Genomic DNA, 20,953 nt, shown 5'->3' on the forward strand with positions numbered 1-20,953 from the left:
CCTCAACGATTTGTCCAATTCGCTCAAGCCCGTCTATTTGCCTGGTGAATCGACCGAAGTGCGGATCGTGAAGCCTGGGGAAGAAGCCGGCCAAGGCATCGGTTATTTGGACGACGGCACGATGGTGGTGGTGGAAGGCGCCCGCGAACACGTGAACCAGTTGGTTCGCGTGGCCGTCACGAGTGTGCTGCAAACCAGCGCCGGCCGCATGGTGTTTGGCCGGTACGATGGCCCCGCCCGGGCCGCATAATTTCCCCTCTTCTCTGGGAGAAGATTTGGGTGCAGGCGCCGGCTGCCCGCTCAGGCAGCGCGGCGTTGTTCTTCGCGCTGCGGGTCGTGCAAAATTTGCTCAGCGGTAGCGGCCCCGGCATCGCTGATCTGCAGCGCGCGGCGGCGTTTGCGCCAACGGCTGAAAAGATCGTACGTCAGGAGACATCCAATTCCGACCAGCGCATGCTGCAAGGTCGAAGGACCTTCGCCAGCCAGCAAGCATTGAAAAATTTGGCACGCCATGGCTGAACCTCCATGTAGCAACCGGGCAAGGTCGACGGGCGTCGGCCGAGCGCAGGGCGTTAGTAAGTGACAAACCGAGTCGCCAGAGCACAGGACGGCTTAATCCTTGCCGCCCAAGTAACTTGAAAAGCCAAATCAGAACACGGTCGAAAAAGCGTGGCAATTGTAGCGACGAGCCAAAACCGTCTCTACATCATTTTTCGGGCAAAATCCGCTACAACGACCCCGATTTCTTAGCCGCGGAGTTATAACAACAGAAAAGAATCAATATTTCCCACAGCTGGCTCAAAACCTGGCATGGAACCAAAACAGCGGTGGCGCAGTAAACTCCCGCCGGTTTGTCGTCGAATCTTCGAGAAAAACTGCATCGGGTCCTCCAACTAAATCACAACCGAGGGCCAATCCTATCGCAATACTCGCATCCTGCTTTGAGCTTCCCCATCCATCGACTACACTGTTCCCTTTCCTAAGCACCAGCGTTTTTTCCAATATCCTACGTCCATGATCGTTTCCTGGAACTGGCTGAAGCAGTACGTGCCGTTGGCGATGCCGCCTGAGGAATTCGAGCGCCGCTTGATGCTGGCCGGTTTGAATCACGAGGAAACGAAACCCGTCGGCAACGATTTGGTGATCGATGTGGAAATCACAAGCAATCGGCCCGATTGTTTAGGGCACATCGGCATTGCGCGGGAAGCGGCCGTGTTGTTTGGCGTCCCGCTGTCAATTCCCAACCCGCAGCCGCCACAGGGCAAAACCGGGATCGCGGGTCTCACCACGGTTAAGCTGGAGTGTCCAGCACTTTGTTATCGTTACACGGCCCGGTTGATCCGCGGGGTAAAAGTGCAAGCAAGCCCGTCATGGCTGGTCGGCAGTTTGAACACGCTGGGCATTGCGCCGATTAACAACGTGGTCGATGTCACCAATTTTGTGCTGATGGAATGCGGGCAGCCGCTGCACGCCTTCGACTTTCAAAAGCTCGAGGGCCGCGAAATCATTGTGCGCGAAGCACGCAAAGGAGAACGGCTGGAGGCCATCAATCACAAAACCTACGAATTGGAGCCCGGCATGTGCGTCATTGCCGATCGCACGCGTGCGGTGGGGTTAGGGGGCGTGATGGGCGGCGCCAATAGCGAAGTCACTTCCTCGACCACCGACGTGCTGATCGAAGCCGCGGAGTTCGATCCCCTTTCCATTCGCAATACGGCCCGCAAATTATCGCTGCATAGCGATTCGTCGTATCGTTTCGAGCGAGGATTGGATCCGGAAGGGGTCGATTGGGCCAGCCGCCGCTGCTGCGAACTGATTTTGCAAACCGCCGGCGGCGAACTGGCAGCCGGCGTAATCGACGTGGGCCGCAAACCAACGGAGCGAGAGCCGATCGTGTTGCGGTTAGGGCAGCTCAAGCACATTCTCGGCATCGAGATCGATACAACCGAAGTTCGACGAATACTTACCGCCCTGGGAAATCGCGAGGAACCGAGGGCAAAAAACCTGGGACCAGGGACGCCGCAGGAAGATCATCTGAAAGTCAGTCCGCCGAGTTGGCGGCGCGATTTAACCCGCGAAATTGATCTCGTCGAAGAAGTGGCCCGCATTCACGGCTACGACGCCATTCCGGAAGACGTGAACGTGCCAATGGCCGCCAGCCATCGGACCGAGCGAGACCGGGTGCTGGCCAAAGTGCGGGAAACATTAGTGGCGGCGGGAGTGGACGAAGCGATGACCATCAGCCTGGTCGAGCCTGCAGCCGCCGAGGCCTTCAGCCCCTGGACGGCGGCGCCGCCGCTGGTTTCCACTACGCCCGTGCTGCGTCGGGCCGACCGCTTGCGGCGCAGCTTAATTCCCAGCCTGCTGGAAGCGCGCCGCCATAACGAGGGGCTGGGCAATCCGCGCGTCGAGTTGTTCGAAATTGCCCGCATTTATTTGCCAAAAAACCAATCGTTGCCCGACGAGCAATTGATGCTGGGGATGACCAGCGGCGGCGATTTTTTCACGGTGAAGGGGATTGTGGAGCGAATCATTTCGCGGCTGAACCCGGCGACAGTGCTCGATGTGTCCGACTGCAAACACGATTTGTTTCTCCCCGGCCAAGCGGTGGAGCTGCGCGTCGGCGGCGAGCGGATTGGTTATCTCGGCGAAGTCAGTCCGGGGGCGCTGAAAAAGTTCGAGCTGCGGGAAGCCACCACGGTGGCCGAAGTGCAAATTGCCGCGCTGGAAAGGATAGCGAAATTGGTTCCGCAAGCGACGGAGCTTTCGCCGTATCCGGCAGTGACGCGCGATCTGAATTTGGTGGTCGATGAACGAGTTCGCTGGGCAGATTTGGCAGCCACGGTCCGAAAGACGGCGGGCAGCGAATTGGAAAGCGTGGAGTACCGCGACACGTACCGCGATTCGCAGCGACTGGGTCAGGGAAAGAAAAGCCAACTTTTAACCATCGCCTTGCGGCGCAAAGATGGAACGCTGACCAATCCTGAAGCGGACACCGTGCGTGATCAAATCGTGGCGGCCTGCGCTCAATTGCATGGGGCCACGCTACGGGTGTGAGAGAACCGCGGCCAGCATTGCAGGGTGGGGCAATCACTGCACCGGCGGCAGTGGATGCACATCGGTGTTTTGCATCGGGTGATAATTGCCAAAACTTTCCGGCGTGGGCGGTATGCCCGGCGCATTGGCTTGGGTGTAGCGCTCCGGCGGCTGCCGAACTACAGGATTGGCCAACGGGGCATACCGATCGCTCCCCGAAGCGTTTACCGCCGGTGACGCAGCCTGCGGACCCACGTTATTGGATGGGGCGGGCTCAGGCGCCGGGCCGTAAGACGCAGGTCGTGACATCGGCTGCATCACGCTGGCGATGCGTAACCCATTTGGCGGCGGTTGGTAAATTGCCGTTTGAGTCGGGGGAGCGGTTACACGCTGCGCCAGTTGCTGGGTCCATTCCCGAGCTTCGGCAAACGATGGATTCAATTCCAAAGCGCGTTGGAAATGGGCCTGGGCCAAGGCGTCCTCGTGATGTTGCTCAAGCAAGATGCCGACGTCGTAATTGGCGATGGCTTCATTGGTCACCGCCTTGAGCTGCAATAAGGCCTCGTCGGGCTTATGCTGATCGACCAGGAGGGTCGCCAAATTATTGCGATAGAGCTGTTTATCGGGCTGCAACTCAGCAGCTTTGGCCAAGTTGGTTTGTGCTTCAGCCGGCATTCCGCGGCGCGCCAAGCACAAGCCCAAATCGTTGTAAGCGGCGGCTTCTTTGGGATTGACTTTGATGGCCCGCTCGTACAGCTTGGTGGCTTCGGCCAGTTGGTTTTGATGATCCATCAAGTGAGCGTAGGACAACAGAGCGGGCACATTGTTGGGGGATTGCTTGAGTGCGTTTTCGTACTGCGAGGCGGCGGCCGTATAGTCGCCGCGTGATTCGCACAAACGAGCGGTGGCCACGTACAACTCGGGAGTGGGCTGTTGCTTTTTCTGGAAGAATCCGCCGCTGGAAGAGGTATCAGAGTCTGCTACTGCCACGGTCGAAGACTTCTTGGCCTTGAACCAACTGGTCGGGGAAGAGCCAAACCAACTCGTGCATCCGGTAAGGGTGCCGGCGGCACAGGCCAGCAAGATCGTAAGTCGAAAAGAAGTTCGCACAACGCACCTTAAACTTTCTTGAATTGCTAGCTGGCGCAGACCTTTGAATCACCGAATCGCATGCTAGCAAAGCACGACGCCAATCAGCGGTCTCGTTGGTGTAGATCGACACGCTCCAAAAGGCTACATAAGCCGAATTCGCGGATGGAAACGATTTTAACGGTCTTACGTGGCTTATGGGCTGCCTGAGGTGTCGTCGTCCTGTTGGAATGCTTTGATCTGCGGCTTGGGAATGCTGGTCATGAACCCGCTATACCAAGTGCTGACCCCGGCCACGTAATCGGCCTGAGTAGTAACGGGTATGGAATTACTAACCAGGACAGGAGGCATGGGACCGGAGCCAGCCAGTTGAGCGGTAGCCAATTGGGCTGTGGCCAGCCGCTTGGAAGTGACTTCGTCCGTCCAACCGCGAGCGACAAACACCGTCCGAAAGGCAACGGGGTTTTGGGTCAAAATGGTGTGAATTTTCAGGCGGCCGGCCGGCGACAACTTGGAATTATCGGCTTCAAAGTGGGCATCGCCCAAGAGGTCCTGGGTTTCCCATCCCTTGGCGACTTCGGCGTCTACCGTATTCCAAACGCTGGCCGTGTCGACCTCTACAAACGGTTCGGTCCAGCTATTGTTGCGGTGCCAATCGACCCAAAAATTATGCCAGGGGCTGTTTGGTTGATACCCGCCAGACACATCTCCGGCGAAAGCCGGCGTGGCGGCGCCCAGCAACAAAGCCATGGTCAAAGCCCAGCGTGGACGGAACATAAAGGCATCCTCGTGCTTGATCTGTCGGCGGGGAAATGCTGCCGGAGCCGACGGCGGGAAATGACAAAAGATACATCGCTACGTCCCCTATCGGCCGGCGCACATGGCATCCTCTGCACAACGTCGTCTAATCGTTACCGCAGGAAGATCCGGCAGCGTTTTGCCAAGCGGTACAGATTACCAGCCATGAAAAAAGCGCCATGTTTTCGATATCAGGTCGTCGAAGTGCCTGTGGGTCTTTCCGGCCGGATGGTCTTAGATTTTCGCACACACGCCAATCCCAAGCAACCAGCAACGCTGGCAGCTGGATCTGCAGGCACTTCGACTTCGGGGGCCTTCGGCTTACTTCTTTCCCTGCATGACCGGGAACATTTCGCGGACCATGGTGATCGCGGCGGGGCCGACAAGCACGACAAAAATGCCCGGGAAGATAAAAATCACCAAGGGAAAGATCAGTTTGACGGCGGTTTTTGCGGCTTTTTCTTCTGCCAGTTGGCGTCGGCGCGTGCGCATGGAATCGCTTTGCACGCGCAGGGCCTGAGCCACGCTGGAACCAAATTTGTCGGCCTGGATGAGAATGGCGGCCAGGCTCCGCAGGTCGTCGACGCCGGTCCGTTCGCCCAAATCACGGAGCACATCGTTGCGTGCCTTTCCCATTTGTAAATGGAAATTGCACAGGCCAAATTCCTCGGAAATCACGCGCGCGGTGCGGCGCATTTCCTCGGTCACTTTTCGCATGGCTTGATCCAAACCCAGGCCAGCTTCCACGCACACGACCAACAGATCGAGCGCGTCAGGCAGCGACAGAAAAATGCTTTGCTTGCGTCGGCGGCCGATGAACCAGACCGCAATATCGGGCAGAAACAGAAAGAATGCGGCAATCACGACGGTGTACATCATCGAATTATTGTTGATGCCCTTGGTCAGAACCAAGCTGCCGCCGCCAAGAAATAAGCCCAGGATCAAACCGGCAAACTTCAATCCCAAAAAAGTGCTTGTAGCGGCATCGCCCCGAAACCCAGCCTGGGAAAGTTTTTGTTTCAACTTGCTGGTTTCGACGTCGGTTTTAGGTTTCAACGGGGCGGATAATACAGGGGTGGCCATCTCCAGCATTTTCGAAACGGCGTCCTGTTTTTTGGCGCCCTTGGTGAGTTGATCGCGGCGGCGGCTGAGCGGGTTGCGCAACTCCTCCAACCTTTCCGAAGTCCGATCGCTTTCCCCTGCGAAAACGTTCAATACCCAAAACACAATCACCGCGAACAGTCCGAATACGGCAATCGGCACGATTTTTTCCATCGTGAGCAGAGCTGTGGCAAAAAGCAGGGACATGTGAGTCTTTGCGTGGTGAGTAGTTGTATATGATCCGGAGTCTTGAATCAGCAGCCCGCAGTTCGACTGCAGTCGAACTGCGGGAAACATGCCTTTTTTGTATTTGGTTCTGTCGGTTGTCGCTAAACTTTGATGTTCACAATTTTTCGAATGACCAAGGCGCCTAGGATTTGCATGAGCACGGCGCCGGCCAACATTTTTTTACCCATCGGATCGGTAAACAGCACCGTAATGTAATCAGGATTCAGATAATACACGGTGCCAAACAGCACCGGTGGCAGCGCTAGCAGCACAATGCCTGACAGGCGACCTTCGCCGGTCAGCGCCTGGACTTGCCCCCAAATGCGGAAACGGTCGCGAATCAGGCTGCCAATTTTGTCGAGAATTTCGGCCAGGTCGCCGCCGGTTTGGCGCTGCAAGACCAGGGCCGTACAAAAAAACTTCAAATCCAAATTGGGAACGCGGTCGGTCAGATTTTTGAGCGCTTCGTCGAGGGGAATTCCCAGGTTTTGTTCCTCGTAGCAACGTTGAAATTCGACGCCAATCGGCGCCGCCATTTCTCCGGCCACTAAATTGAATCCCGCTCCCAAGCTGTGACCGGCTCGGAGTGCGCGGGCAATGAGTTCCAAGGCGTCGGGCAATTGTTTGCCGAAACTGCGTAGTCGTCTGCTTCTGCGCAGCAATAGCCAGATCACCGGCAACAAGCCAGCCAAGAAAAAGAAAATGGGAACCAATAGGGGGTTCAAACCCGTGGAGGCGGCAGCGACAGCCCCGGCGAATCCCATCAAACCGCTCACGACGCAAAATTTGGACGGGGTAAGCGAAGTGTCGGCCTGCACAAATAACAATTTGATTTGGCTAAACCGGCTGAGAAATTCGGCCAGCGCCCCTTCTTTGAAATTCAGGGGCTGCGACAACACACCGGTCTCTTGTAGGACCCCTTTGCCGGTTGCAGGTTTGCCGGCAGTGAGCATGGCCAGGCGATCTTCACTGCGCGTCGATTCTTCGCCGCGGAGCAACATTGCCACACCGCCCACAAGGGCAGCCACGGCAAAAAACGCGGCGATGGAGATGATGAGCGGAGACATACGTTGCTAAACCGTAAGCGGATGGATGATTGTTGGGCGTGTAGCGTATGTTGGCCGGGGGGGGCCAAGGCTAAGGGATAATTCACCTCTGAGATTAACACTGCAACATGGTACGTTGGCGGAACGCACTGGCCGGCAACCGCACGCCGGCCTGTTCCAGACGGTCCATAAAAGTCGGGCGGATGCCGGTGGCTTCAAATCGCCCCACGGCGCGTCCGGCTTCGTCAATGCCGTCCTGACAATACAAGTAAATGTCTTGCATCACAACGGTTTCCTGTTCCATGCCGTTGATTTCGGTAATGTGCGTGATTTTGCGCGTGCCCCCTTGCAGACGATTGGCTTGAATAATCAAGTCTACGGAGCTGGCAATTTGTTGCCGCAAAGCCTTCAGCGGCAGTTCAAAGCCGGCCATCGTGATCATCGTTTCGATACGGGAAATGGCGTCGCGCGGCGAATTCGCGTGCAGCGTGGTCATCGAACCTTCGTGACCGGTGTTCATGGCTTGCAGCATGTCGAGCGTTTCAGCGCCGCGGCACTCGCCGATGATGACCCGCTCCGGCCGCATACGCAGGGCGTTTTTCACCAAATCGGTGGCGGTGATGGCGCCTTTGCCTTCGATGTTGGGCGGTCGAGTTTCCAACCGCACCACATGCTCCTGCTGGAGCTGCAATTCGGCGGCGTCTTCGATGGTCACGATGCGTTCGTGACCGGGTATGAAGCTGGACAAAGTATTCAGCAGCGTCGTTTTACCTGAACCGGTGCCCCCGGAAATAATGATATTCAGGCGGGCCTTGATGGCGCCTTCCAGCAGCATCACCATTTCCGGCGTGAAAGCTTTGTAATTGAGCAGGTCTTCCAATTTGAGGGGGTTGGCGCCAAACCGACGAATAGAAACCGCCGCACCGTCGAGCGCCAGGGGCGGGATGATCGCGTTAACGCGGCTGCCATCAGGCAGGCGGGCATCGACCATGGGACAAACTTCATCCACGCGCCGTCCTACGCGCGACACAATTCGGTCAATGATTTGCAAGAGGTGGGAATTGTCGCGGAACTGCACGCTGGTTTTTTCCAACTTACCCCGACGTTCCACGTAAATGTGCTTGGGACCATTGATCAAAATATCGCTAATCGTGGTATCTTTTAGCAGGAACTCCAGCGGTCCGAGGCCGAACGTTTCGTCCAGGACTTCTTCGACCAGCCGATCGCGTTCACTGCGATTGAGCAGATGGTCTTCCGTGTCGCACAAGTGCTCCACGACCAGACGAATTTCGCGGCGCAACACATCGCCTTCCAAGTCTCCGACGCGGGACAAGTCGAGCTTGTCGACCAGCTTGGTGTGAATATGACGCTTCAGGGCCTCGAAATCGGAGGTCGAAGTCTTATCGCCGGGGCGAGGAGCGGTTGGCAGCGGTTTCAGTGGCGGCATGATTTTAGAGCTTCAAGGAATCGAGTCAGGGACATCGGATCTGGTACACCCCGATCAGGAGCCGTGGCGATTTCGCTATTGGCCCCGACAACCATAGCTCAAAACAAGCGGCGGAGAGGTTGCCAAGAACAATGAAATGCAGAAAAAAGTGAGTCGGGAAAGATGCCAAGAAAAAGGGAGGCGGGCATGAAGGCTCCACCGGGCGGCAGCGAGAATATCAGTGATTTGGCGTCCGCCAGGGGCCTATTTTTTTCCGCTGAACAGGCCCTTCCAGCGCGATCCTTTGCCAGGCTTGCCGCTGCCGTCCTCCGCAGCCGGTGGGCTTTCGGAGACGGCGTTGGAGGAGAAGTGGTCCGCGAGTTTGATGATCGATTGGGTGATCGCGGCCTTGGGGGCGTGCTCCAGCAACGGAACGCCGTTGTTCCGCACTTCCGACATGGTGCGATAATCGTTGGGCAATTCCCAGAAAATTTCGCGGCCAAAGGTTTCCTGGGCTTTTTTCAAGCTAATTTGAGCAGCGTCCAGTCCGACGCGGTTGATGATAATTTTGACTTTCTCTTTAAGCCCTTCGATTTCGCCGAAGGACATCATCAATCGCACTACGTTTCGCAAACAGGGCAAATCGAGCTGCGTCACCAGCAGCACGTCGGTGGCCATTTCCAAGGCCACCATATCCAGAGCGTTGTAACCCTTGGAAAGATCAATAATCAAATGGGTGAAGGTGGCTTTTAACAAGCCGATCATGCGTTGTAAATGTTCCGGGGTAACCTGCGCGGCGTCTTCCAATTGGACCGGGCGTGGCAACAAAAACAATCCGGAAGCATGCTTGGTCAAGGAGCGTTTGAGCAGCGTGAAATCGAGGCGCTCGACATTTTGGGCCACGTCGACCAAGGTATAGTCGGGAATGGTGTCGAGGAAGACGTCGGCATCGCCCAAACTTAAATCCAGATCGACCAGGCAAATCGAATTTTTCGGGTCGGCGGCCAGCGCGCATCCCAGGTTGACGGCCAGGCTGGTGGTGCCTACGCCGCCGGTAGCCCCGCAGACGGAAATCACCTGGCAGCCCCGAACTTTTCCTTCACCCTTGCCAAATTGTCGCTCGCTCAAGCGGCTTAGCGCGCCGAGCAAATCTTCGATTTTCAGCGGCTTGGGCAAAAATTCCTTTGCACCGGCGCGCATGGCGCGCAGAATCAGGCTGCCGTCGGTCGAGCCACTGATCACTAAAATACTGCACTGTGGCGAGGCGGCCGCCAGTTGCTCAACCAGCTTCAAGGCTTTATCAGGATCGGAATCCAGCGCGACGACGCCAATGTCGGGATGCGTTTGGGCAATGACATCAGCGAAGAATTCGTAGCGCGAGCACTCGGCCTCCAGCCACACCATATCGAGGCCCAGCAAGATCGATTTAAGCGATTCCCGCGACGGATCGCTGGGATCGACAATGGCTAGACGCAAAACGTTGGTCATAGTGTGAATTCGGAGACGTATTGCTCCCGCGATTCAGGCCGCGGGAGGCGATGACGAGCATCGATGTCGAACGATTGACGAATCACGCCGCAGACAACACGGCGTCATTCGCACGAATTCGACATCGGCTTTCGAACATTCGGCTGACGATGGCGCTAAAACGTGGGAAAACCAAGTGCACTGGTGCCCTTTAGTTTAATACGTCATATCCCACGGGTCCGATGAAACCGGGCGACCCGCCGGACGGATTCGTCCCATTCGTCGGGTGAGGATTTTGTGCAGCAGATGGGTTGTAGCGGATATCCGCTGCGGGCACTGGCGAAGCTACCGTTGGAGTGGCGGGATTTGGAAGTCGCGCGATACGGGAGCTGGGGTTGATGCTATTGCTAGTCGAGCTGTCGGCAGGCATTGCGTCAGATGATGTAGGCCTGGCGGGGGTGGGAGGGCCGGACGGAACTGTTTCGAACATTTCAGGCGCGCCGGGACCGGCCGGCTGAGGGCCCATCAGGGGAGCCCCTTCTGGTCCGTAGCCGGGACCTTCGCGAAAATCGCCAAATCCACAACCTGTTGTACACCCACCCCCAGGACCGCAGGGTCCTTTGGAGGGCACTTCGTCGTATCCTTTCAAATACAACTGACAGTCGTTGGGGTCATCCGTGTGCATACTGGGGAAGCAGCGAGGAACTTCGCAAGGATCCAGCGCCTGGACAATTTCCGGCGTCACAAGGAACAATAGTTCCACTTCTTCCGACGTCTGCTTGACCTGACGGAAAGCTGCGCCGATGTAGGGCATTTCTCCCAGCCAGGGTATTTCTCGCTTTTCTGCGTTGAGTTTCTTTTGCACCAATCCGGCAATCGCCAAAGTTTGGCCGGCTCTCATTTCCACGCCGGTATCGACTTGCCGCAGGGTAAAGGCTGGAGCCTCCACATTGGGAGCAATTTCGAAACTTTGAGTCGGATCCAAATCTCGCTCGATAGGCCGGACTTCCAAGCGGATGTTGCCGTTGCCCAGTACGACTGGCACAAAGTCGACCGTAATTCCTGTGTCTTTGTACGACACGCTGACGCCGTTCAACGTGGAATTCGCGGGATATGGAATTTCGCCGCCGACTTTAAATTGGGCCGGCCGTCCGCTGACCGTGACCAGCGTGGGATCGGCCAAAATTTTCAGCAGATCTTCCTTCCGCAGAGCATCCAGGAAGCCAAAAAAAGCAGTATTGTTTTTGACCAAGCCAAAGCGGACGGTGTCACCGGCACCCAGAGGGGTAGCGACCGTGCCCGCCACGCTCCCCGGCACCAGAAGGTTGCTCACGCTCGATGCCAAAAAACTACCGCTATTGATGGAAGCAAAGTCAAAGCCTAACTCTCGGGCTTTGGTGCGTGACACTTCGGCCACTTTCACGTGCAACAGAATTTGCTGCACTCCGCCCACCTGAATGTTGGGCACCACTTTGGGATAATAATCTTGGGCGATTTGAATGATTTGACTCACTTGATCTGCGCGGTCCACAAAGCCGGTCAACAGGACGCTACTGGCCATGGGGCGTACGCGCAAGTTGGCGGCGGGAAATTCTGAGCGTAGCAGCTCGGAGAGTTCGCGGGCATCACCGTACACCACGCAATCGATGGTGTAGATTTGGCCTTTATCGTTCCACAAATTGATTTGCGTGACCCCAGCTTTCTTGGCCAGCACTTGAATTTCGTTGGGGGAAAGGGCCGTCAACTCCAGGATTTCGTGATTATTGACCTGGGCTCGCGGGATATTTTGGTCCAACGTTAAAATGCGGCTGGCGTTTACTGTCATTTCCATGCGCTCCGAGGGAGCCTGGATATGGTGGATCAACTCGTTGGATACCGGCTGAGCATCGGACGGCACGGTAAGGTCCGTGGCGGTGCTGTGTGATTGTGTCGCGGTGTTTGGCACTGCACCCGGCGTCTGAATCAGCCCTGGAGTTTGGAATTCGCCCGGCGATTGAATGGGTCCGGTGGATTGAATAACCCCAGGCGTCTGAGATTGGCCAGGCGTCTGGATTGGACCCACGGTTTGAGTTTGGGTGGGCGATTGGACGGGGCCTGCGGCCGGAATCGGGGTCGTCGATGGGAGCGGCGGACTTATATCCTGGGCTGTTGTGTTGCGAGTCAGAACGCAACCAATCAAAAGCACAGCGATCGGGCGGGCGGCAGAAACCTGCCGTGTCATGTACGAGAACATCCTTGTCCTCTCTTTGCTTTCCGTAGCGGGGTGATAAGTTGCGATCTGAAATCTAGGAACTGGATCGGAGAGGAAAGCCTCGCCGAAACCTTGGGCCATACGGGCGAAGTTGGCAAACGCTGCGCGGTTGATTCCTTTCAACCGCATTCATACAAATTCGGGTTTTACAAAGTCGGGGGTGAATCAGGCGTGGCCGGGGCGGACGGCGTTACCACAGCGGCTGAGCCTGCGCCGGGGGCAGAGCCATTGCCATCAGTGCTGTTATTTTGCCAGCGGTCATCCTTCGATTTGCGGCTGAATTCGACGTGACTGATTTCGTCCCCTTTTTGCACCACCATGGTGAAGTGTTCCTCGGGGCTGGCCATCACTGCCGGCGCCGATGGCGGCACGGGATGTTGCTGTTGTTTCAACCAATCTAAAATACCGCCGCCGGATTTCACGACATCTTGGTCGTGATTTGATTTGGATTTGCCGGACAGAAGTTCACTTTCTTCGGTACCTGAAGTGTCGGCGATTTGGGCGTCATCGGGATTGCGGAGCACCAGACGTATGTGCCCTAATTCGCTGGCAAGATCGATGGTTTCCGCCTCGTCGGGCGTGACCAACAGGGACACCGTTTTGGCCGTGATCGATTCGTTTGATTTATTTCCTTCAGCGGGTTGCCACTGTTCATTGATGGCGAACACGCGAATGTTTTGCAGGATGGTTTTGGCGATTTGGTTTTGCGAATTGAGACCGTGCTTGATCGACACGACAATATCCACCCGGTCGCCCGGTTGCAGCAGGTTTCCGGCGGCACTGACGGCATCCGCCGAGACCGCGACAACTCGATAACCGTTGGGGATTTCCTCGATGCGTTTGTCGACGGCGAATTTGGCCTTGCGAATCGGCTCGCCGACCAGAATGTCTCCGCCGGCTCGCTGGCCGTCGAGTTCCTTCATGTCACGAATCGCATCGCCGGGAATTTTTTCCTTGGGCCAATCGTCAAGCTGAACGTTTTTGTCAGACAGCGGCTCGTTTACTTTAATGTCTTTATTGGCCACCAGGATTTTCTCGGTCTCGACCGCGGGCGCTGCAACCTGAACCCGGTCCGCCATCACCTGATGAATGCCAATCGCAGCAACCAGGCCGCAGGCCGAAGCCAATACCACCAAAATGATTGATTTAGGACGCATGGGTTGCTAGGCTCCCAATTTGCTTCAGTAGACCTATCGAAAACGGAGGCGAACTTGTTTTGTGAGTGTCGAACTCAAACTGCTGTTGGATTCCATTCGAGCTTCACATTTTGGATTGTTTACTGCACTCCTTCGCGCCGCATGACCGAGGTCGCCGACAATGTCGTCGAGCCTAAATACAGTGGCGTGGGCAACCAACTCACTTTGCTAAATGGAATCGAAACGGTAACGGTGACGGGATTTCCTGTGGTTTGGCTGCTGGGGGGATTCGGAGTACAAGTGATCTCGTTGCTGAGGCCGGTCGGTATTTTTGAGGCGATTAAGTAGTTGTTCACCGCGGTTTGCACGTCCGATAATTGCGAGCCATCCAACACTCCCACCCGCGCTCCTTCGCGCGCGGCGTTGGTAATGACCTGTTGGACCATTACCATCCGGCCGTATTCGACCATGCCAAACACAAGCAGGAAAAACACGGGTGCGACGATGGCGAACTCGACGGCAGCCGCCCCTCGTCGGTTTCTTCGGCAAGTTCGGCAGACCTTCTCCACTTTGAGCGAGGGAATAGACATATTTGCCTCATGTGCAAGGAACTTAGGACGCTGCCAGCGGCGATAGCACAGGAAATAATTGTTCATATCAGAAGTCCAGCCCAAAAGAAGTAAACAATCGTCCCAATGGCGATCGGTATTCCGTAAGGCAAAAGCAGCATGGAGCTTTTGCGCTGGGCGGCGATCGTGGCCAAATCGTTGGGATTACCGATCGTGACCACTTCGCCGATAATTTTGAGAAATTGATTTTGATGGTGCTTCCATTTATGTTGCAGAAGAACCATCGCCAGGGCAATCGCTCCGCCGATCAGGGCCGACACACAAAAGGCATAAAACGTAGTCGTTGCCCCCACCCAGGCTCCCACGCCTGCTAGCAGTTTTACGTCTCCGGCGCCCATGCCGCCAATCGCATAAGCCGGTAATAGCAAAGCCAGACCAACGGCCGTACCCAATAAGCTTTCTCCTATTCCAGCCCAACCTGCCGTGACCGCGCCAAAAACCCACCCGCTAAGAATCATAGGAAACGTAAGCCAATTGGGAACGCGAAGTTGCCAGCCGTCAATGACGGCGGCCACCACCAAAGTAAAGGCCACCAGCCAAGCCGGCCAATGTTCCAAGAAGTTTGCCAGAAAATGATTGTCGTGCATGGGAGGAAAGGAATCGTGTAAGGAGTTTTTAATTGGGAAAAATCTGTTTTGAGCCGGGCGTCATTTTTGAAAAATCAACGCGCTCAATTGGCGCGCGCCGTCAGGGCCAATGTGACTAAGACCGCGATCACGGTGAAAAAATAACACACCAAATTCACGGCGCCGGAACATACTTCAGCCGGAACAGCGGGATACATGGCAACTCCCTCAACGGGCAAATGAGGTTTGGCTGCACACACGCCACCAGCGGCGTTGGGCAACGCTTTCAAAACGTGAACGCCCAAATGTGACCGCGGGCGTCCTATCCAACCATACGTCAAAAAAACCACCCCGGCGCCGATTGCAATAGATTGGCTGGACGACGACCAGTGCTTGCGGACGTTCAGCGCCCAGATAAAAGAAACAATCTAGCTGCCGCTGGCCAACGAGTTGGCAATGGTCGTAAATGTCGTTTTGGCGTTCGTGCCGATGGTTCGGACAGCAGCCAGGCAAACCACCACAATCAGGGCCAGCATTACCGCATATTCCACGGCGGTGGGACCCTCTTCGGAAACGAAAAAACGACGGATTTTGGCGGCCAACAGCAACATTTCAAATCTCCTTCCACCACCTAAGATTGCATCGAACTTAGGATGCACAGCATTTCGGCTGGTCATCAATTTTGCGCCACTGTCGCCTAATAATGTTCCCAATGCACGTTGCACAACTCTACGTCAGAAACAGACACTGGCTAGAAACACAACTCGCGCCAAAAGAATTCAGTATGCATCCAGCGCGGATGAGTGCTCGCCAAAAAATGCAAGCCCAGGAGCAGTTGATCCTGGGCTTGCAAAACTTGCAATACGCAAATTTGAACGACTAACCGGGCCAACTAGCTACCGCTGGCCAGCGAGTTAGCAATCGTGGTGAACGTGGTTTTGGCATTGGTGCCAATGTTGCCGATGGCGGCCAAGCACACAATCACAATCAAGGCCAACATCACAGCATATTCCACCGCGGTGGGGCCGTCTTCAGAAGCCAAAAAGCGACGAATTTTATTTAATGTGTTCGACATTGTCCCGTCCTCATAAGGTTAAAAGAGATTAAAACTGAGAAAAAACAACTGACTAATAGAACTCTGCAAACGCAATCATCATTTCATTTACTGGTAACCGCCGAAGAGGCGACGTTTTGCGCACTGGCGTTGGCGCCAGCACAAATGGAGCCCATCGCTGCCAAGCAGACGATGGCGATCAATTCTAGCATCACCGTGCAGTGCACTGTCGTTCGGCCATTCCCATGATTGATAAAACGACGAATGGTATTCCAATAATTCGACATCAGATAATTCCTCTTTGTGAAGGAATCATGCGTTTTGAACCATCAACGCGGCCTTGCCTCGATCTGAGAGTTGCCCGCTAATTACCCCCAGGGCTTTCAGCGTGCAGGATCCCGTCGGTAGCTGTGCGATCCCGAATACACGGGACGCATCGCATTGTTCCCGGCCTTTCGGGCCGGTTTACCCTTTTCGAGGAAGCTCAAGGTCCGGTCGGACGAATTTTTGCGTATCTCACGGGGCGCCGAAAGTTCGATTTGGAAATGAGTCCGGCGTCCGGAAGCTACGCTTTTCCACGACCCGAAAGCCGTGTCACACGCCGGATAGGCTCGATTGTTCGAGTCATCTCCGCCTGTGCAATCAAACCTATGTCGGCTTTGCCAGATGTCAAATGCGGAAGTTTAAGAAATCTTCTCTGGTTCTGTCGATTTTCTTTTGCCCGGCGCGCAACCACCGTTGCTTCCGGCACTTTGCGTTACAGTTGGAACTACTCGTCCGGGAACTAAGATTTCTCTTTTCCTTGTCGATAAGCCAGCTCCACCGTACTGGAATGCGCCTCCGAAAAGCTATTCTTGTTTTGAATTTTCCTTTGCGCAAGTCGTTCTGACCGGCAACGACCGCGTAGAAAAGTGGGCGTCTTTCGTTTCCGGCACGCAAAGAAAAGTTGCTGCAGTTCCGATTGTAGATCAATTTATGCCTTTAACGCCGACGCCAGTTATAACGACATCGTGGATTCACTCCGCGTTAGATCGGTTGGCGGGAACGCCGTGCGGCTACCACTCCCAGGAGCCGTCAGCGGCTGAACCGACTGCACTGGCAGCGCTGGCGCTTTTGGGCGCGGGACGAACTGCCGATGCTCAAACTCATTTGCGATGGCTGGCGGCCGCACAAGCATCTGACGGAAGCATTGCTCCTTTTTCCGAACTAACTCAATCGGCGTGGCCGACGCCGCAGGCCATTTTCGCCGCAGCAGTGGCGGCACGAGCCGAACTTAATTTAAACGACGCTCGCCCAGACACTTCCTTGCCTGCTTCCCCTTCAAATGTTTCCCAATTGAATCATTCACCGTTCAATCTGCAGTGGGCCACACAGTGGTTGCTTTCCGCAGCGGGTAAATCCGTGGAAAACTCGCCGGATTTCGGTCACAACGGGCAATTAATCGGTTGGCCGTGGGTCATTGGAACTCATTCTTGGCAGGAGCCGACGGCCTGGTCGGTTTTGGCCCTCAAGGCCGTCGGACAGAGCGATCATCCGCGCACTCGGGAAGGGGTGCGTTTGCTGGTCGATCGCTTGCTTTCCACCGGCGGCTGCAACTACGGAAATACGATTGTACTGGGACAGCAATTACGACCGCACGTCGAACCGACAGGCCTGGCATTGTTGGCTTTGGCCGGTGAAGAAATTGACGATCTGCGCATCGAACGGTCGTTGCAATACCTACTGGAAAATCTTTCGATTGAAACCACGCCCATTTCGCTCAGCTACGGGCTGCTCGGATTAGCAGCGCACGACCGCCAACCCGCCGCCGGCAGTGACTGGATCGAATCCGCATATCACCGCACTGTCCAACGAGATGCGGCCCCGTTGGTCTTGGCTCTGTTGGTTCTGGCAGCCCAGGGCAAGGATTGCCCATTGATTAAATACACATCGGGAAAGCATACGAGCATTTGACCTTTCATTTTTTATGATAAAACCCGCTGACGAAACACAAATCGGTACAAATGTCGCCGGCGTGGCACAAGGGGGCGCTTCGCAAGCGGGGTCCGGTTTTGATCGCCGGTCGTTGCTCATCGCCACGGGCGCCGCTGTGGCGGGAGCGCTGAGCCTTCCCTTCGTGAAGCGCGTGTTCGCCCCGCGGCAACCAGTATTTGTTGCCCGCAATCAGCGCTACGACGGTCCATTGCAAAAAACCATCCAAGACGGATTGGTGGCTACCGGATTAAGTGCGCAAGAATTTCGGGGCAAGCGGGTACTGCTCAAGCCGAACTTGGTTGAGCCGACGCGCTCCGCTCCGCAAATGACGACGCATCCCAGCGTGGTTTTAGCAGCCGCCGAGGTGTTTCGCAATTGGGGCGCCGACGTGGTGGTGGGAGAAGGCCCCGGCCATGTCCGCGATACTGAAATGGCGCTGGTCGAAGGGGGCCTGCAGGCTGCGCTGGATGACGGGCGTTTGCCATTCGCAGATTTGAATTACGAACAAGTGGCGTGGACTCCCAACCGCGGCCGCGTCAGCCAATTGGCAGGATTTTATTTTCCGCGCAGCGTGCAGCAGGCCGATTTCATCGTTTCGATGCCGAAAATGAAAACGCATCATTGGGTTGGCATGACCGGCTCGATGAAAAACTTGTACGGCACCATTCCTGGCGTCGTATACGGCTGGCCAAAAAACGTGCTACATCACGCCGGAATCCCGGAAACGGTGTGCGACATCAACGCATCGCTGCCGCGGTCGCTGGCCATAGTCGACGGAATTATGTGCATGGAAGGGGATGGGCCGATCATGGGTAGCCCCAAGCCAATGGGCTTGATTCTCATCGGGCCGAATTGCACGGCGGTGGATGCTACGGCGGCGCGCATCATGGGCCTGCGACCGGAAAACATCAGTTACTTAGCACTCGCCGCCGATCGGTTGGGCCCGATCGAAGAAAGCCGCATTCGACAATGCGGCGAGCGTTGGCAAGATGTGGTCAAGCCGTTTCGCATGATCGATGCCCCGCATCTGCGCGGGTTATCGGTCGATCCGGGTGTGCAGGTTTCGTAGGTTGCCGATCATGGAAGTACTGTGCAGCGTCGAAGGCAGCATGAAGCAGAAAATTGTCCGCTGGTCAGCAGAACAAAGCATTCAAAATGAACACCGATTCGAATCGTGCAGTATTAGAATTCGACGAAGGCATCCCTTTGTCGATTCCACTCGACCCAGATTTGTGCTCGGATGATTTGGCATCCCGAGCTCAACGTTTTCGGCTGAACACAGCCCGCGTCGCTCTCATCTCACTTTTGATTTGCATCGTCTGTTTGCTGGCCGCGCTCGGATGGCCGCTGCTGACCGGGCAGGTTTATACGGCGGACGATTTGGGCTGGTTTCATTTGCCGATGCGGAGCTTTTACGCCCAGCAGTTGGCACATGGCCAACCGTTCGACTGGTGCCCAGAAATGTTTAGCGGCTTTTGCCTCACGGGCGAAGGTCAAGTGGGGACCTATCATCCGCTGCATTGGCTGCTTTACCGCGCGCTGCCTTTGTCCGTCGCCTTTGATTTGGAGTGTTGGCTCAGCTACCCATTTATGCTGCTTGGGATGTATTTGTTTTTGCGGCGCTGGAAATTGCGGCAGGAAGCGGCTGCGTTCGGGGCCCTGGTGTTCACGTTTGGCAGCTTCAATTTACTGCATTTGATTCATTTGAACGGCGTGGCGATTGTGGCCCATTTGCCGTGGTTGCTGTGGGCGATAGACGTGATGCTAAGGAGCCCATTTTCTTACCAGACGGGAGAAAATTGTTCCGCGAAAATTTCCGTTTGGAAGCGCAATCGCCGGCTGGCATTGTGTGGCGTGGCGCTGCTAACCGGTTCGCAATTACTGCTGGGATATCCGCAATACGTGCTGTTTTCGCTGGTGGTGGAAGCGGGATATGTTTTGTTGTTGAGCACCGTCGCGGGAGCTTCGCTCTTTGCCGCTGCAGCCGGTGTATTTCGCTGGACAACCGCCGTGCTGATCGGGGCACTCATCGGCGGCGTGCAACTGCTGCCAACATTCGAATCGCTTGTGCATTCGGTTCGCCAATCGACCGCGATGGAAGATTTTGCCACGCAAGGTTCGATGCCGCTTTTGAACTGGATGCAACTGGTCACGCCGTATTTATTTGCCACGCGGGTGGTCGGCGGAATTACGCACGAATTTGGAATGTACATGGGAGCGGTTCCGCTGGCGCTGGCCGCATGGTGGATTTGCAGCGGCAAGCGTGGCGAGCAATATCGGGCATTAACCATTGCCGCCCTGGCAACTGCTACTGTGGCGCTATTGTGGATGATGGGCGGCTTGGGCCCGTTGGGTTGGTTGCAAGAACACCTGCCGCTGGTCAATCGATTCCGCCTTCCCTGCCGGGCCATTGTCGTTTTCCAACTGGCGATCGCGGTATTAGCGGCGTTGGGATTTGCAATGCTGCTGGAGACCGCGGGAAATTCAATTCGGCGGGAGGATGAGCCCGCCTCGCCATTTCCGGTCCCAACGCCGTTGAAACGGAAAGATCGGCGGCCGCTGTTGTGGACGTTACCTTTGGTGAGCGCGGTGTTCAGCTTGCTGGCGCTGCGGTATTGGCGTCCCTACCTTGCCCCCTATCCCCTCCTGGTTGCACTGGGGCCGGTGATGATGGCGGCGGCGGTGTGCCTGGTGCTGCGTGCCAACCAGGGCGCACGCTGGGCCGTGGCGGCGCTGGTTGTGCTTTCCGCGGTGGACCTGGGCGTTTACGGAATGAGCTATTCGGTTTACGGTCACGTTGAATCTTTGCCCAAGTACATCGCCGGGGTTGATGCCCCGCCTGGATTTCCCTCGAAGAGCGTGGTGCTAGATTTGGCCAGCGGCACGGAAGCGGCACCCGGGCAAAAAACCGTGCGGAGCGGCGATCAGATTTTGCTCAAGGGCTGGAATCGAGTTGATGGGTACGCCGGCCTCGACCCGGCAAAACAACTCGATTATCGCGATCCAGCCGCCTTGCGTGCCGCCGGAGTGGAGTGGATTGCCGGCGAGGCCGCCACGCAAATACAAAACAGTGGGCACTCTGGTTGGATGGCAAAAACCGACCGCAAAAAAATGGTTGCGGACAAGCCAATTTACGCAATAGGCAAAAACAA

19 protein-coding genes are annotated in these 20,953 nt (G+C 56.0%); 5 read left to right on the forward strand and 14 right to left on the reverse strand.

The window, feature by feature from the left end; all coding sequences use genetic code 11:
* The coding region (locus tag VMJ32_06600; GenBank protein HTQ38677.1) for a TRAM domain-containing protein at positions 1–250 on the forward strand (250 nt) is incomplete at its 5' end.
* A gap of 50 nt (positions 251–300) precedes the next feature.
* On the opposite strand, the gene VMJ32_06605 is transcribed toward VMJ32_06600, so the two are convergent.
* Positions 301–513 (reverse strand): hypothetical protein, encoded by a 213-nt coding sequence (locus VMJ32_06605; protein ID HTQ38678.1) that lies wholly within the window; start codon positions 511–513, stop codon positions 301–303.
* A 501-nt stretch (positions 514–1,014) separates the two neighbouring features.
* Between VMJ32_06605 and pheT the strand changes: the two genes are divergently transcribed.
* Entirely contained in the window at positions 1,015–3,057 is a 2,043-nt protein-coding gene (pheT, locus tag VMJ32_06610) for a phenylalanine--tRNA ligase subunit beta (protein ID HTQ38679.1), read from the forward strand.
* A 33-nt stretch (positions 3,058–3,090) separates the two neighbouring features.
* Here the strand turns inward: pheT and VMJ32_06615 are convergent, their stop codons facing one another.
* The 13 genes from VMJ32_06615 to VMJ32_06675 form a co-directional block, all read right to left on the reverse strand.
* On the reverse strand, positions 3,091–4,146 hold the full coding sequence (locus VMJ32_06615) for a tetratricopeptide repeat protein (GenBank protein HTQ38680.1): 1,056 nt from the start codon (positions 4,144–4,146) through the stop codon (positions 3,091–3,093).
* Positions 4,147–4,320: 174 nt separating this feature from the next.
* Positions 4,321–4,902: a hypothetical protein gene (locus VMJ32_06620; protein ID HTQ38681.1), complete on the reverse strand. Its 582-nt coding sequence runs from the start codon at positions 4,900–4,902 to the stop codon at positions 4,321–4,323.
* A 342-nt stretch (positions 4,903–5,244) separates the two neighbouring features.
* Complete coding sequence (locus VMJ32_06625) at positions 5,245–6,231, reverse strand: type II secretion system F family protein (protein HTQ38682.1); 987 nt, start codon at positions 6,229–6,231, stop codon at positions 5,245–5,247.
* Between the two features lie 122 nt (positions 6,232–6,353).
* Positions 6,354–7,319, reverse strand: coding sequence for a type II secretion system F family protein (locus VMJ32_06630; protein ID HTQ38683.1), 966 nt, complete (start codon positions 7,317–7,319; stop codon positions 6,354–6,356).
* Positions 7,320–7,413: 94 nt separating this feature from the next.
* Positions 7,414–8,745 carry a CpaF family protein gene (locus VMJ32_06635; GenBank protein ID HTQ38684.1) on the reverse strand — a complete coding sequence of 444 codons (1,332 nt, stop codon included), beginning with the start codon at positions 8,743–8,745 and terminating at the stop codon, positions 7,414–7,416.
* Between the two features lie 243 nt (positions 8,746–8,988).
* A complete protein-coding gene (locus VMJ32_06640; protein ID HTQ38685.1) occupies positions 8,989–10,212 on the reverse strand; it encodes a response regulator in 1,224 nt (407 codons plus the stop codon).
* 190 nt (positions 10,213–10,402) lie between these two features.
* Complete coding sequence (locus VMJ32_06645; GenBank protein ID HTQ38686.1) at positions 10,403–12,088, reverse strand: pilus assembly protein N-terminal domain-containing protein; 1,686 nt, start codon at positions 12,086–12,088, stop codon at positions 10,403–10,405.
* Between the two features lie 500 nt (positions 12,089–12,588).
* A complete protein-coding gene (gene cpaB / locus VMJ32_06650) occupies positions 12,589–13,599 on the reverse strand; it encodes a Flp pilus assembly protein CpaB (GenBank protein ID HTQ38687.1) in 1,011 nt (336 codons plus the stop codon).
* A 119-nt stretch (positions 13,600–13,718) separates the two neighbouring features.
* A complete protein-coding gene (locus VMJ32_06655; protein HTQ38688.1) occupies positions 13,719–14,234 on the reverse strand; it encodes a TadE/TadG family type IV pilus assembly protein in 516 nt (171 codons plus the stop codon).
* The gene (locus tag VMJ32_06660) at positions 14,231–14,794 is read right to left on the reverse strand and encodes a prepilin peptidase (GenBank protein ID HTQ38689.1); all 564 of its coding nucleotides are present in this window, start codon (positions 14,792–14,794) and stop codon (positions 14,231–14,233) included. The genes VMJ32_06655 and VMJ32_06660 overlap by 4 nt, the downstream gene beginning before the upstream one ends.
* Before the next feature lie 407 nt (positions 14,795–15,201).
* Complete coding sequence (locus tag VMJ32_06665) at positions 15,202–15,384, reverse strand: Flp family type IVb pilin (protein ID HTQ38690.1); 183 nt, start codon at positions 15,382–15,384, stop codon at positions 15,202–15,204.
* 281 nt (positions 15,385–15,665) lie between these two features.
* Positions 15,666–15,848: a Flp family type IVb pilin gene (locus VMJ32_06670; protein HTQ38691.1), complete on the reverse strand. Its 183-nt coding sequence runs from the start codon at positions 15,846–15,848 to the stop codon at positions 15,666–15,668.
* An 83-nt stretch (positions 15,849–15,931) separates the two neighbouring features.
* Complete coding sequence (locus VMJ32_06675) at positions 15,932–16,114, reverse strand: hypothetical protein (GenBank protein ID HTQ38692.1); 183 nt, start codon at positions 16,112–16,114, stop codon at positions 15,932–15,934.
* 688 nt (positions 16,115–16,802) lie between these two features.
* Here VMJ32_06675 and VMJ32_06680 point away from each other — a divergent pair.
* The 3 genes from VMJ32_06680 to VMJ32_06690 all read left to right on the forward strand — a co-directional run.
* Positions 16,803–17,780 carry a hypothetical protein gene (locus tag VMJ32_06680; GenBank protein HTQ38693.1) on the forward strand — a complete coding sequence of 326 codons (978 nt, stop codon included), beginning with the start codon at positions 16,803–16,805 and terminating at the stop codon, positions 17,778–17,780.
* 13 nt (positions 17,781–17,793) lie between these two features.
* Positions 17,794–18,870: a DUF362 domain-containing protein gene (locus tag VMJ32_06685; protein ID HTQ38694.1), complete on the forward strand. Its 1,077-nt coding sequence runs from the start codon at positions 17,794–17,796 to the stop codon at positions 18,868–18,870.
* Between the two features lie 86 nt (positions 18,871–18,956).
* The coding region (locus VMJ32_06690; GenBank protein ID HTQ38695.1) for a hypothetical protein at positions 18,957–20,953 on the forward strand (1,997 nt) is incomplete at its 3' end.

The organism is Pirellulales bacterium (assembly GCA_035499655.1).
Lineage (GTDB): Bacteria > Planctomycetota > Planctomycetia > Pirellulales > JADZDJ01 > DATJYL01.

Bases quoted from the DNA above. Each gene is read 5' to 3' on its own strand.
- VMJ32_06625 (HTQ38682.1), bottom strand. From the start codon at position 6,231: ATGTCCCTGCTTTTTGCCACAGCTCTGCTCACGATGGAAAAAATCGTG.
- VMJ32_06655 (HTQ38688.1), bottom strand. From the start codon at position 14,234: ATGAACAATTATTTCCTGTGCTATCGCCGCTGGCAGCGTCCTAAGTTC.
- VMJ32_06680 (HTQ38693.1), top strand. From the start codon at position 16,803: ATGCCTTTAACGCCGACGCCAGTTATAACGACATCGTGGATTCACTCC.
- VMJ32_06630 (HTQ38683.1), bottom strand. From the start codon at position 7,319: ATGTCTCCGCTCATCATCTCCATCGCCGCGTTTTTTGCCGTGGCTGCC.
- VMJ32_06670 (HTQ38691.1), bottom strand. From the start codon at position 15,848: ATGTCGAACACATTAAATAAAATTCGTCGCTTTTTGGCTTCTGAAGAC.
- VMJ32_06605 (HTQ38678.1), bottom strand. From the start codon at position 513: ATGGCGTGCCAAATTTTTCAATGCTTGCTGGCTGGCGAAGGTCCTTCG.
- VMJ32_06665 (HTQ38690.1), bottom strand. From the start codon at position 15,384: ATGTTGCTGTTGGCCGCCAAAATCCGTCGTTTTTTCGTTTCCGAAGAG.
- VMJ32_06660 (HTQ38689.1), bottom strand. From the start codon at position 14,794: ATGCACGACAATCATTTTCTGGCAAACTTCTTGGAACATTGGCCGGCT.
- cpaB (HTQ38687.1), bottom strand. From the start codon at position 13,599: ATGCGTCCTAAATCAATCATTTTGGTGGTATTGGCTTCGGCCTGCGGC.
- VMJ32_06635 (HTQ38684.1), bottom strand. From the start codon at position 8,745: ATGCCGCCACTGAAACCGCTGCCAACCGCTCCTCGCCCCGGCGATAAG.
- pheT (HTQ38679.1), top strand. From the start codon at position 1,015: ATGATCGTTTCCTGGAACTGGCTGAAGCAGTACGTGCCGTTGGCGATG.
- VMJ32_06620 (HTQ38681.1), bottom strand. From the start codon at position 4,902: ATGTTCCGTCCACGCTGGGCTTTGACCATGGCTTTGTTGCTGGGCGCC.
- VMJ32_06675 (HTQ38692.1), bottom strand. From the start codon at position 16,114: ATGTCGAATTATTGGAATACCATTCGTCGTTTTATCAATCATGGGAAT.
- VMJ32_06685 (HTQ38694.1), top strand. From the start codon at position 17,794: ATGATAAAACCCGCTGACGAAACACAAATCGGTACAAATGTCGCCGGC.
- VMJ32_06640 (HTQ38685.1), bottom strand. From the start codon at position 10,212: ATGACCAACGTTTTGCGTCTAGCCATTGTCGATCCCAGCGATCCGTCG.